We start from the raw sequence: 10,271 nt of genomic DNA on the forward strand, positions 1-10,271 counted from the left end.
AGGGAGCGATGGCGGATCAGGTCCAATGGCACCTTTCCGGTGACTATTTCGAGAATTGCAGCTGCAGCATCGTATGTCCGTGCCTCGTATCGGCAGCCGCGCCTCTGACCGCGCAACCGACCGACGGCTTCTGCAACGTGCCGCTGCTGTTCCACATCGACAACGGCCGCTATGGCGACGTCGCGCTCGACGACCTCAACGTGGCGGTGATGCTCCACGCACCGGGGGTGATGGCAGAAGGCAACTGGTCGGTGGCCGCCTATGTCGATGAGCGCGCCGACGACAGCCAGACCGAGGCCCTGGGGGCGATCTTCACCGGCGCCGCCGGCGGCCCCATGGCCGCGTTCACGCCGCTGATCAGCACGAATCTGGGGGTGAAGAAGGTCCCGATCACCTTCCGGATCGATGGCAAGACGCGCTCCGCGGAAATTTCGGGCATTCTGCACATGTCCGTCGCTCCGCTGCCGACCATGCATCCCAGCGGAGAGATGTGGGCGAACATCGGCCATCCGGTCAGCCCCGACAGGATGGTGATGGCCGTCGGCGCCGCCGGCAACACCTACAACGATCACGGCATGCGCTGGGATAATTCCGGCAAGAACGGCCTCTATGCGCCGATCAAATGGTCGAACCAGGCGTGATTCAGCTCCGGATACGGCCTGCCGATAACGCCCGCCACACGCCTCGCAGATGACCGACGGCACCCTGGAAACCGTGCTGCGGCGCGATCGCTGGGTCGTTGGTGGCGCGATCGGGATCATTGTCGCGCTTGCCTGGGCCTATGTGCTCTGGCTTGCCAGCGACATGGACATGGGCGGCATGGACATGACCGGGTACCGCATGATCCCGGCCGGGATTGGAATCATGCTGCCGGCGAACGAGCCGTGGCGCGCGATCGAGTTCGTCTATGTGTTCCTGATGTGGGCGGTGATGATGGTCGGAATGATGGCGCCCTCGGCCACGCCCATGCTCCTCATGTACGCCCGCGTCGGGCGGCAGGGAAGGATCGCGGGCAAGCCGTTCGCCGCGACCGGCTGGTTCGCCGCCGGCTACTTCCTGGCCTGGACCGGCCTTTCGCTGCTGGCGACGCTGATCCAATGGGTGATGGAGCGCGAGGCGCTGCTCGATCCCCGCATGACGAGCGCCAGCGACACGCTCGGCGCCGTCGTGCTGATCGCTGCGGGCGTCTACCAGTGGACGCCGCTCAAGGACATTTGCCTCGCCCAGTGCCAGACGCCGCTCGGATTCCTGATGCGCCACGGCGGCTTTCGCAGCGATGTGCCGGGATGCCTCGGGCTGGGGTTGCGCCACGGCGCCTATTGCGTCGGCTGCTGCTGGGTCCTGATGGCGCTCCTGTTCGTGGTCGGCGTGATGAACGTGCTCTGGATCGCGCTGCTGGCACTGCTGGTGCTGCTGGAGAAGCTCACGCCATGGGGACGGTGGCTCGCACGGGCCGCCGGGGTGGCCTGTATCGCCGCGGGGGTCTGGCTGATGTTTTCGGCGCCGGCGCGGGCTGCCGAATCCAGCATGTTGGCGGAAGGGGTGGGATTCGAACCCACGGTGCCCTTGCGGGCACGCCGGTTTTCAAGACCGGTGCCTTAAACCACTCGGCCACCCTTCCAACGCTTGAAGTCGCCAGGCTTTTGGCAGTCCGCAGAGAACGTTTCCAGACTATTGCTACCGCTTTGCTACCCAACGTCGTCCGGACGCCTGTTTATGGCGGTCCGCATGGCATCGTCAACCGCCGCGGCGGCCTCGCTCTGCATGTTCGGGATCAGGTGGCTGTAGATGTCGTCGTGATCGCGATCGAGGAATGCCCGAGCCGCTCCTGTACGACCCTGGGGTGAACCCTGGCCGGTGATCCATCGAACATGCTTGCGGTGGCGAATGGACTTGTGCGAATGGACTTACACCGCCTGGTCACCAGATCGATCGCAACTTTTAGAGCCCTGAGTACTGCAGCGTCAAAACGATTGCTATTAGGAGCAATGCGAAGCCGAGCCCAGCTGCTATGGTGAAAGACCACTCCAATCGATCTTTCGGCATCCAAGGCTTTTCCATGATCTGTCGATTGAAGCCTACGAGCCGGTCAAGACGGGAGCAGCGGTCCCAAGTGTCTGGGACCGCTGCTTTGACCTGAAAGGCTGAGCTCGTCTCGGGGAAGCTTCCAGGCTCAGCAATCAAAGCCCTCGTCGGTGATCTCCGCACTAAACCAGGTGAATCGTCCGCTCAAAAAGAGCGCGCTGGACTGCTCGGCGCCCGGCAACAGATCGAGGCGGCCGAGCCAAGGGCTTGCCGGCTGAAAGCGGCGGGCGCGGTTTACGCGTCCAGGTGCTCGCGCAAAAAAAGGCCTTTGGAATGCGTCCGTTCCCGCTCAGTCGCGCGCTCCCTGGACTCCCGCCCATTGCGCTCCGTCTCGGTCTCGGGCTGCTTTCGCGGCATCCACCACCGGTCATCCTTGAAGTATTTGGCAACGATGTCGGGATCGACGACACTGGTCATTCAGCCGGACTCCATAGCTGCACGATCAATGCGCGTTGGATCGACTGGTTCCGTGGTTAAGCCGGCACGCACTCAAAGAATCGAATCAATGGCGGCTACCACCGTCCCAATGTCGTTCCGGCCGATGCGATCCTGATTCATGGCTCGATGGCGGGCACGAGTCGGCTTGCAGCCTTGCACGATCTCTCGGAGATCGACGTCGTCTTCACATCGGCAGCGGCAATGCATTGTGAGGATGAAATTTTCGCCAAGGCAAAGGATGCGGCGCTGTCGCTGACGAAGCGCGCCATCGTGCACCTTGAATTCAACGCGTGGAGTCCCGCCGATCTTCAAAACATGCGGGCTTGGCGGTCATCGTTCCTGAGCGATCGGTGGATCCGCGACTACATTGGAGAGTATCGCGATCATCCGCGCGTCGCGAGGATCGAAACAGCTGCCGTCCCGCTCGACATCAATTTCGTCGACAACATCGGCCGCCTCAAGATGAGCGATGTAACCGGACTGATCATCGTCCATTTGAACTGATCGGTCCTGCCCCCTTTGAGGCGAGGCAGGCCCGCAGCGTCGGGGAGCCGCCGGCCGGCCGAGCGGCAGGAAGATCAAGGAGATGCAGTGTCGGCGCAGCGCCGAAATCGGCGCCGGGGAGGGCGATCGGAGGGCTAACTAAGCGGGCGCTCAATCTCGCTTGGCGTCGGGAAGCTTTGCGGGAACATGCGGGGATGTGCTGACCACACGAGGGCCGCCGTCCGGGTAGGCGCGGCTCCTCAGCAATGTTTCCAGGTACAGGAAAAACTTCTCGGCAAGCATCGGCGTCGCCTTTCGAAGCGTGGCTTTTCCTGTTTGGTCCGGCGCCGGCGCCGGACATTCAATCACATCTACGAGAGCGGCTGTGTTGCGGGCTTGTCAAGCGTTTCGCCGCCACCACTGCGTGGGCAAACAAGCCGGCCTTACCGCCGCCTTCGCTCGGTTCGGATCACGGAGATTTAAAGGCCATTTTACGGAAGGCTCACGATCGACCGTGTAAGTGTCGATCCGCCTCAGGCAAATGCAAAAGCCAACAGGCTCGAGCAGAGCAGCACCAGTCCCGCCACCGTCAGAGCAAGGAAGCCGCCGGAAACAAGGTCATGATCAGCCATGATACACCTCCGTTTCCGAAACTCGTCCCAACTGATTAAAATTTTCGGAACGAGCGATTTTTGAAAAGGTGTGCGTGGCTCTCAGAACCGGGAGAGCACGCCTTCGAACGCATGGGCCAAGAAAATGGCAGCGCCAGCCAAGCCCATCAGTGCAGTAACCGTCTCGATCATCGCAAGCATCCTTTGCGTGTCCCGTGTGAAAAACAAAACGACGAGCAGGCCCGAACAGTCAAAAGGATTTCGGAAGTTGTAGTCACTATCGGACACGACCGAGGCTTCCGCGCAACAGATGTGTCAATTTCGCCCTTCGGCAGCCCCCTTTCGTCCGTAATTTAACGGGCGTCGAAACCCCCTGTTCACCACGATCGATCTCTCCCCATTTCCGCCGTGTTCCGGTTGCGGTATCCTCCCGGTTCGGTGCGGATGGTGGGTCGCACCGATGGGATTGACCGGCACACACTCATGGGATGTGACCGGCGGAAATGGTATTTGGGGCGAATGGGGATTCGAGGCCTAGATCATATCGTGCGGGTGACGCGCGGCGGTGCCACTGCGGCGCTTTGCCTGACCCTTGCCAATTGCGCCTCGTCGGGCAAGTTCGCCAGCCGCGTCGATCCCAAATACGGCGTCTCCTCGAGCCCTCGTGTCGTGGCGCTCGGCGATCCCGTGCCGAAGGGCGGGGGCACCTATCGCATCGGCAAGCCCTATGTGGTCGGCGGCCGGATGTATGTGCCGGAAGAGGACGTCAACTATCGCGCCGAGGGCCTGGCGTCCTGGTATGGCGACGACTTCCACGGCCGGCTGACCGCCAATGGCGAAGTCTTCGACATGGATTCGCTCAGCGCGGCGCATCCAACCCTGCCGATGCCCTGCTACGCGCGGGTCACCAATCTCACCAATGGCAAATCGCTGATCGTTCGCGTCAATGACCGGGGGCCGTACCACGGCAACCGCCTGATCGACGTCTCGCACAAGGCGGCCGAGCTGCTCGATTTCCAGAGCAATGGAGTCGCCAAGGTCCGGGTCGAATATGTCGGCTCCGCGCCGCTGGAAGGATCCGACGACCGCCAGCTCGTCGCCACCTTGCGCACCGGCGCGCCGGCGCCGGCGCCTTCGCTGGTCCGCGTGGCGTCGGTCCGCCCGTTCGTGCCCGAGAGCGTCGGCCGGCCGGCTCGCGGCGACATCCCGATGCCGCAGGAACGGCCCTACACCCTGGGCAACACGGTTGCCGACCAGTCGTCGATCAACGCGACCTCGGAAATCTCCTCCGCCAGCCGTGCGCGCTCTGCGGGCCGCCTGTTGAATAATCGGCGTGCTGTCTCCGTCGACAATGATGACCGCTATTCGGCCGAGGCCTATGCGCCGGCCGACCCGCGTGGTCCGAGCGAGATCCTGAGCGGGCGCGGTCTGTACTGAGACGAGAGAAGCCGGCCCGCGACCTTATCGGTGACTGGGTTTTGTGCGCATCGCGATGAGCGGACCGCTGCAGGTCTGATGTTCGGTCGCCGTGCCGTCGTCGCATTTGACGGTACGTTGGGAGGGCTTTGCGCGCTTCCGCCGCATTTGCGAGGTCTGATCGGCGCCGGCAAATGCTGGGCGCACCCACAGGGACGTGTTGTTCGCGTTGGGGCCAGCTGTTAGAACGCCCCGCGCTAGGGCAAATCGCCAATGAGATTCACGACTTTTCGGTTTCGGCAGCTTCCGGTCAAGGCCGGGAACCTGCTGCGCGGCGTGGCGGGGATGCTCGTCGTCGGGGCGCTCGCCTGGGGCGGCATCATCCACGCCGCCAACCACAGCGTGCAGGGGGCCCCGAAGGAGGAGGGCGGATTCGACGGCGATGCGCCGACCGCCATCCTGGTGGAAGCGACCAACGGCAGCGTGCTGTTCGAGAAGAACGCCGACGAGATGCGTGCGCCCTCGAGCATGATGAAGCTGATGACGGCGGAGGTGGTGTTCCATGCCGTCAAGCAGGGGGACGTCAAGCTCACCGACGAATACCGGATCAGCGAGAATGCCTGGCGCCGGGGCGGGGCGCCCGCCGGTGGCTCGACCATGTTTGCCGCGTTGAACAGCAAGGTGTCGGTGGATGATCTCCTGCACGGCGCCATCATCCAGAGCGGCAATGATTCCTGCATCGCGCTCGCCGAGGGCATGGCCGGCAACGAGCACGTCTTCGCCTCCGACTTCATGACCAAACGCGCCCGCGAACTCGGCATGACCAAATCGACCTTCGCCAATTCCAATGGCTTGCCCGATCCCGGCAACAAGATGACCGTGCGCGAGCTTGCGATGCTCGCCCGCCACATCATCCTGGACTATCCCGAGTTCTACAAATTGTTCGGCGAGAAGGAGTTCACCTGGAACAAGATCCGCCAGCAGAACCGCAATCCGTTGCTCAACTCGCTGGAAGGCGCCGACGGATTGAAGACCGGTTACACCAAGGAGGGCGGCTACGGCATGGTCGGCTCGGCCGTGCAGAACGGCACGCGGCTGATCGTTGTCGTCAACGGGCTGGAGGATCCGGAAGATCGCGCCACCGAAGCCAAGAAGATGCTCGAATGGGGATATCGCAATTTCGAGACCAAAACCCTTTTCCCGGCAGGGCAGCCGCTGGGCTATGCCCGGGTGTTCGGCGGCGAGAGCCGCTCGGTGCGGCTCACAACCCAGGTGCCGGTCAATGTGATGGTGCAGAAGAACGGCAATGACAAGCTGATCGCCCGCATTGTCTACAGCGGTCCGGTGCGCGCGCCGGTCGAGGCGGGTCAGAGGATCGGCCTCGTGCGGGTCTGGCGCGGCGGCAATGTCGCGGTGGAGACCCCGGTGTTCGCGGCCGACCCCGTCGGCACCGGCTCGACCATGCGGCGGGCGATCGATGGTGCCCAGGAACTCGTCGTGGGCGTGTTCCGCGCCGGCATCGAGAAGCTCTAGCCATGCCTGAGGGGACGGTTCAGCGGGCCCAGGGACGCGGCCGCTTCATCTCTTTCGAAGGCGGGGAGGGAGCTGGAAAATCGACCCAGATCAAGAAGCTGTCGAGCCGTCTTAATGCAGCGAACGTGCGAACCCTGATCACCCGCGAGCCAGGGGGATCACCGGGGGCCGAGATCGTCCGGCATCTCGTGCTGTCGGGCATGGGCAAGCTGCTCGGACCCGATGCGGAGACGCTGCTCTTTGCCGCGGCGCGCGACGACCATGTCCGGACCGTGATCCAGCCGGCACTCGCGCAGGGCACCTGGGTGCTGTGCGATCGCTTCGCCGATTCCACCCGGGTCTATCAGGGTCGGCTCGGCCGGGTCGAACCGGCCGTGCTCAATGCCATGGAACGGGTGACGATCGGCGATCTCAAACCGGATCTCACCCTCATCCTCGACGTTCCCGTCGAGGTCGGCTTGCGGCGTGCGGCCGCCCGTCGCGGCAACGCGACGGCAGACCGTTTCGAGTCCGAGGATGTCCGGTTCCACGAGGAGCTGCGCGAAGCCTATCGCGAGATCGCCGTCGCCGAGCCTGGACGCTGCGTGCTGATCGACGCCAGCGCCGACGCCGACGCGGTCGCCGCCAGGGTCTGGGACGCCTTGCGCAGGCGCTTCTCTGCGGCGTCCACAGCCAGTGCGGCGAGTCCGGCGTGAGCGCCCGCAAGGTCGAAGCCGAGACCAGCGTCCCGCATCCGCGCGAGACGTCCGTGCTGTTCGGGCACGTGGAGGCGGAGGCAGCGCTGCTCAACGCCTATCGCAGCGGACGGATTCCGCACGCCTGGCTGATCGGCGGACCGCGAGGCATCGGCAAGGCGACCTTGGCCTATCGCATGGCGCGCTTCGTGCTGGCCCATCGCGATTCGAACGCCGCCGAAATCGCGCGCGCCGGGACGCTCGAGGTCGATCCGAACGAGCCCGCCGCGCGCCTCGTTGCCAACGGCGCTCACGGCGGCCTGCTGGCGCTGGAGCGCACCGCCAACGACAAGGGCGTGCTGCGCACGGTGATCACCGTCGACGAGACGCGCGAGACCATCGGCTTTTTCGGCTCGACCGCGGCGGTGGAGGGATGGCGGGTCTGCATCGTCGATACCGTCGATGAGCTCAATCCGAACGCAGCCAATGCGCTGCTCAAGATTCTCGAGGAGCCGCCGCAGCAGTCGCTGTTCCTCCTGATCAGCCACGCGCCGGCGCGCGTGCTCGCGACCATCCAGTCGCGCTGCCGCAAACTGCCGCTGCGCCCGCTCGCTACGGCGGACGTGATTCGTGCCGCAAGCCAGGCCGCGTCGATCGCGCCGGATGATCCGGCACTGTGCGAGGCCGCAGCGGCGGCGGAAGGCAGTGTCGCCCAGGCGCTGACCCTGATGGGCGGGGAGGCGCTGAAGCTGCAGCAGCGCACGGCGGCGCTGCTTTCGATCCTTCCCAATGTCGATCCGCGCGAATTGCATGCGCTCGGTGATTCGCTGCCGCTGAGCGACCGGGTCGCGCTCGCCGCTTTTGCCGACAGCGTCGAGCGCTGGATGTCCGAACGGCTGCACGCCGGTGACGCCAACGCGAACCTGCCCCGGCTTGCGCGGCTGGCGGAGGTATGGGAAAAGGTCGCCCGCGCCACGCGCGACACCCAGGACTACAATCTTGAACGAAAACCTCTGGTTTTCTCGGTGTTCGGGATGCTCGCGGAAGCCATGCGCTAGGCGCTTTCCGGCTCGGCCTCGACATCGCATTTGAGCCATCAAGGGAATTTGCAAAGTGGCGACGCGCACGAAGAAGACCGTGAAGAAGAAGGCCACGAAGCAGCCGGCCAACAAGAAGGCCAAGGCGGCCAAGGCTGCGCGCGCCAAAGCCGGGAAGGCGAAGAAACAGGCATCGAGGACTCGGGCGACGACCAAGAAGGCCGTCGCCAAGAAAGCAGCCAAGAAAGCGCCGGCTAAGCAGGCGACGAAGAAAGCGTCGAAACAGGTGACCGCCGCCAAGCCGCCGCGTCCGACCGCGACCGTGATCGCGCTGCCCACCAGGCCGAAGCGTGCGCCAAAGCCTCGCAAGGCTGCCGCCGCAGCGCCGGACGCGCCGCTGCCGGCCGAGCGGCCGAGCAACGCCTATTACATCACCACCGCGATCGCCTATCCCAATGGCAATCCGCATATCGGCCACGCCTATGAGGCGATCGCGACCGACGCGCTGGCGCGCTTCCAGCGGCTCGACGGCAAGGACGTGTTCTTCCTGACCGGCACCGACGAGCATGGCCTGAAGATGATCCAGACCGCGGCGAGCGAAGGATTGACGCCGGCCGAGCTCGCCACCCGTAACGCCGCGCGCTTCAAGGAGATGGATCAGCGGTTGAATATCTCCTTCGACCGCTTCATCCGCACCACCGAGGAGCAGCATCATCGCTCGACGCAGTCGGTCTGGCAGCGCATGCAGGAGAACGGCGACATCTATATCGACAGCTATGCCGGCTGGTATTCGGTGCGCGACGAGGCCTACTACGCCGAGGAGGAGACCACGCTCGGCGACGACAATGTCCGTCGCGGCCCGCAGGGCACGCCGGTCGAGTGGGTCGAGGAGAAGAGCTATTTCTTCCGGCTGTCGGCCTATCAGGACAGGTTGCTGAAGCTCTATGAGCGCGAGCCCGATTTCATCGGGCCGGATTCACGCCGCAATGAGGTCGTGAGCTTCGTCAAGGGCGGCTTGCGGGATCTCTCGATCTCCCGCACCACCTTCGACTGGGGCGTCAAGGTGCCCGACGATCCCGAGCACGTGATGTATGTCTGGGTCGACGCCCTCACCAACTACATCACGGGCGTCGGCTATCCCGACGAGAGCGACGAGAACTGGCACTACTGGCCGGCCGACGTGCATATCATCGGCAAGGACATCATCCGCTTCCACGCGGTGTACTGGCCGGCGTTCCTGATGTCGGCCGGCATTCCCGTGCCGAAACGGGTCTACGCCCACGGCTTCCTGTTCAACCGCGGGGAGAAGATGTCGAAATCGGTCGGCAATGTCGTCGACCCCTTCAATCTCGCCGACCAGTATGGCGTCGATCAGCTCCGCTATTTCTTCCTGCGCGAGGTGCCGTTCGGGCAGGACGGCAACTACAACCACGAGGCTATCGTCGCGCGCATCAATGCCGATCTCGCCAACGATCTCGGCAACCTCGCGCAGCGCTCACTGTCGATGATCGCAAAGCAGCTCGGCGGCGTGCTGCCGACACCGGGCGAGCTTTCGACCAATGACAAGGCGATCCTCGCGGAGGCCGATGCCATGATTGGCGTCGCGCGCCACGCGATGGCGACCCAGCAGATCCATCAGTGGCTCAACGCCGTATGGTCGGTGGTGGCGGAGGCCAACCGCTATTTCGCGGGCGAGGCGCCCTGGGCGCTGGCCAAGACCGATCCGGCGCGCCAGCACACCGTGCTGTACGTGACGGCCGAGGTGGTGCGGCAGATCGCGATCCTGACCCAGCCGGTGATGCCGGTAGCATCCGCAAGGCTGCTCGACAGCCTCGGCATCCCGCAAGGCGAGGGACGCATGTTTTCGGCGCTGGGCGGCGAGAGCCGCATTGCGCCCGGCACAGTGCTTTACGTTACCGCCGAGGTGGTGCGCCAGGTCGCGATCCTGACCCAGCCGGTGATGCCCGTTGCGTCGGGAAAGCTGCTCGACAGCC

At 64.4% G+C, this 10,271-nt stretch carries 9 protein-coding genes, 1 tRNA gene and 1 pseudogene; 8 read left to right on the top strand and 3 right to left on the bottom strand.

Going from position 1 to position 10,271, the window contains the following annotated elements; all coding sequences use genetic code 11:
- Positions 1-8: 8 nt before the first annotated feature.
- Both JOY90_RS19920 and JOY90_RS19925 read left to right on the top strand, forming a co-directional pair.
- Complete coding sequence (locus JOY90_RS19920; protein WP_291692820.1) at positions 9-641, top strand: DUF1326 domain-containing protein; 633 nt, start codon at positions 9-11, stop codon at positions 639-641.
- A gap of 49 nt (positions 642-690) precedes the next feature.
- Positions 691-1,503, top strand: a pseudogene (locus JOY90_RS19925) (DUF2182 domain-containing protein); the annotation flags it as partial.
- A gap of 28 nt (positions 1,504-1,531) precedes the next feature.
- On the opposite strand, the gene JOY90_RS19930 reads toward JOY90_RS19925, so the two are convergent.
- Both JOY90_RS19930 and JOY90_RS19935 read right to left on the bottom strand, forming a co-directional pair.
- Positions 1,532-1,621: transfer RNA gene (locus tag JOY90_RS19930), tRNA-Ser, on the bottom strand.
- Between the two features lie 698 nt (positions 1,622-2,319).
- Positions 2,320-2,502, bottom strand: a complete 183-nt coding sequence (locus tag JOY90_RS19935; RefSeq protein WP_291692821.1) for a hypothetical protein — start codon at positions 2,500-2,502, stop codon at positions 2,320-2,322.
- A gap of 147 nt (positions 2,503-2,649) precedes the next feature.
- On the opposite strand from JOY90_RS19935, the gene JOY90_RS19940 reads away from it, so the two are divergent.
- Complete coding sequence (locus JOY90_RS19940) at positions 2,650-3,027, top strand: hypothetical protein (RefSeq protein ID WP_291692822.1); 378 nt, start codon at positions 2,650-2,652, stop codon at positions 3,025-3,027.
- A gap of 692 nt (positions 3,028-3,719) precedes the next feature.
- Here the strand turns inward: JOY90_RS19940 and JOY90_RS19945 are convergent.
- Positions 3,720-3,905 (bottom strand): hypothetical protein, encoded by a 186-nt coding sequence (locus JOY90_RS19945; RefSeq protein ID WP_291692823.1) that lies wholly within the window; start codon positions 3,903-3,905, stop codon positions 3,720-3,722.
- A 258-nt stretch (positions 3,906-4,163) separates the two neighbouring features.
- Between JOY90_RS19945 and JOY90_RS19950 the strand changes: the two genes are divergently transcribed.
- The 5 genes from JOY90_RS19950 to metG form a co-directional block, all read left to right on the top strand.
- Positions 4,164-5,054 (top strand): septal ring lytic transglycosylase RlpA family protein, encoded by an 891-nt coding sequence (locus JOY90_RS19950; protein ID WP_291692824.1) that lies wholly within the window; start codon positions 4,164-4,166, stop codon positions 5,052-5,054.
- A 324-nt stretch (positions 5,055-5,378) separates the two neighbouring features.
- Positions 5,379-6,566 carry a D-alanyl-D-alanine carboxypeptidase family protein gene (locus tag JOY90_RS19955; RefSeq protein ID WP_291692829.1) on the top strand — a complete coding sequence of 396 codons (1,188 nt, stop codon included), beginning with the start codon at positions 5,379-5,381 and terminating at the stop codon, positions 6,564-6,566.
- A 2-nt stretch (positions 6,567-6,568) separates the two neighbouring features.
- Positions 6,569-7,261, top strand: a complete 693-nt coding sequence (tmk, locus tag JOY90_RS19960; RefSeq protein WP_291692825.1) for a dTMP kinase — start codon at positions 6,569-6,571, stop codon at positions 7,259-7,261.
- Positions 7,258-8,298, top strand: coding sequence for a DNA polymerase III subunit delta' (locus JOY90_RS19965; RefSeq protein ID WP_291692826.1), 1,041 nt, complete (start codon positions 7,258-7,260; stop codon positions 8,296-8,298). Before tmk ends, JOY90_RS19965 begins: the two co-directional genes overlap by 4 nt.
- Positions 8,299-8,353: 55 nt before the next feature.
- Positions 8,354-10,271: methionine--tRNA ligase (gene metG / locus JOY90_RS19970; RefSeq protein ID WP_291692827.1), on the top strand; the 1,918-nt coding region annotated here is incomplete at its 3' end.

Source organism: Bradyrhizobium sp. (assembly GCF_019242285.1).
Taxonomy (GTDB): domain Bacteria; phylum Pseudomonadota; class Alphaproteobacteria; order Rhizobiales; family Xanthobacteraceae; genus Bradyrhizobium.

Coding starts and splice junctions, on each gene's coding strand:
- JOY90_RS19955 (WP_291692829.1), top strand. CDS start 5,379: ATGCTCGTCGTCGGGGCGCTCGCCTGGGGCGGCATCATCCACGCCGCC.
- JOY90_RS19935 (WP_291692821.1), bottom strand. CDS start 2,502: ATGACCAGTGTCGTCGATCCCGACATCGTTGCCAAATACTTCAAGGAT.
- JOY90_RS19940 (WP_291692822.1), top strand. CDS start 2,650: ATGGCGGGCACGAGTCGGCTTGCAGCCTTGCACGATCTCTCGGAGATC.
- JOY90_RS19920 (WP_291692820.1), top strand. CDS start 9: ATGGCGGATCAGGTCCAATGGCACCTTTCCGGTGACTATTTCGAGAAT.
- tmk (WP_291692825.1), top strand. CDS start 6,569: ATGCCTGAGGGGACGGTTCAGCGGGCCCAGGGACGCGGCCGCTTCATC.